Source organism: Halalkalibaculum sp. DA3122 (assembly GCF_043951865.1).
GTDB lineage: Bacteria > Bacteroidota > Rhodothermia > Balneolales > Balneolaceae > JAMQKA01.
Genome location: NZ_JBINJF010000085.1, coordinates 1 through 1,676, shown reverse-complemented (window position 1 = coordinate 1,676; position 1,676 = coordinate 1). Strand labels below are relative to the sequence as shown.

Sequence of the window (1,676 nt, the reverse complement as noted above, 5' to 3'; positions counted from 1 at the left end):
CACGGCCACTACCAGCATGGTGAAGACATCGTACTGTCGTACTCCATTATGGGGCGTAAGGTGTTGGAAAAGCCATCATCTCACATGCTGGAGGGTATCCCGGTCATCCGGCACACCATGACTATAGCGCCGGGAGATTCCTGGCGTAAAATTATGCTTGGTGGGCTCGGAGATTGGGACAGTAACACTGTCAAGGAAGGCGTGTTTGCACTGAACAATCCCAATGCGAGCGAAGGACTTGGCGAGGAGAATTGGGGCAGCCCGCACCAGAGCCTCGTGATGACTGCACCCGGAGAAGGAAGTTCTATTGACGGTTTCTTTGCCGCGGGCGTGCAGGGAGATACCGAAGGCATGCGGTGGGTCATCGACGAGCCTCATCATCTCGGGCTCTATATTCCGCCTTCTGACCAAGAACAAACAATCACGATCCACCGCTTCAGCGGGCAGGGGCAGGCGCAGTACCGGGCCTTCGCCGGGTACCTGTCGGATGTGCAGGGGAGCCCCATCCCGGATCCTGTCGAATATACCAAGGGCGGGGAGCGCGTCTGGAAACAGACCGTGGTCACCAAAGGGCAGTTGAATGCCGGCCGCCCCCACTACGATCCCATCCACTACGGGGAGGCCAACCAGGAGGCACCCGAAAACCTGGTCACCATTCCCGAAGGCTATCCATACACCGTTGATAAAATTACCCTGCCCTTTGAGAATCCCTGGAACAGCTGGATCCGTCCCTCCGGGTTCGACTTTTTCGGCGATGGCCGTGCGGTGGTCAGTACCTATGCCGGTGACGTATGGATGGCGGAGGGCATTGACGATGACCTCGAGGAGATTTCCTGGCAGCGTATTGCCACCGGCCTGTACGATCCCTTCGGCGTAAAGGTGAAAGACGGGCGGATCTACGTGATCTGCCGCGACCGCATCATGCGCCTGAACGACCTGAATGGAGATGGCGAGACCGATTTTTACGAATCATTTTTTGCGGATACGGACGTCTCGGATGTGCCCGTTCAGGCCTACAACTTCTCGCTGGAGACCGACAGCAAGGGTAATTTCCTGTATGCCAAAGCGGGCCAATATACCAACAACGATGAGCCGGGTAATCTGATCCGTGTCAGTCCGGATGGCAAAACCCAGGAGTCTGTGGCCATCGGCTTCCGGGCTCCAAACGGCGTAACGGTTGATCCCCGGGATCGCATCTTTGTCAGTGATAATGAAGGAAACTGGATGCCGGCTAACAAAATTAGTATCGTGGAAGAGGGCGGATTTTATGGGTATATCCCCTCGATTAAATCTTCTGTAACAAATCCAGGTTCCAAAGAATACCAGATGCGCCCGGACCTGGCCAAGTACCCTCAAGACGGGGCGGTTCTGCCGCTGAGTTTTGACAAGCCGATTATCTGGATGCCCCGGGCATTCGACAACTCCCCGGGCAACGGCGCGTGGACGCCGACACAGTGGGGCCCGCTCGGGGATCGCCTGATCTGGACCAGCTTCGGGAAAGGGTGGGCCTACCAGGTGCTGACCGGCCAGGTGGATGGGACCACGCAGGCGGCGGTCTCGGCCCTGCCGTTCCAGTTTGACAGCGGCACCCAGCGGGCGGCGATCAATCCCGCCGACGGGCAGTACTACCTGGCGGGGCTGACGGGCTGGGATGATGCGTTTGCCCAGAAGTATGG

At 57.9% G+C, this 1,676-nt stretch carries 1 pseudogene; it reads left to right on the top strand.

The features are described 5' to 3' along the window. Positions 1-1,676: pseudogene (locus ACG2F4_RS19265) on the top strand (hypothetical protein); the annotation flags it as partial.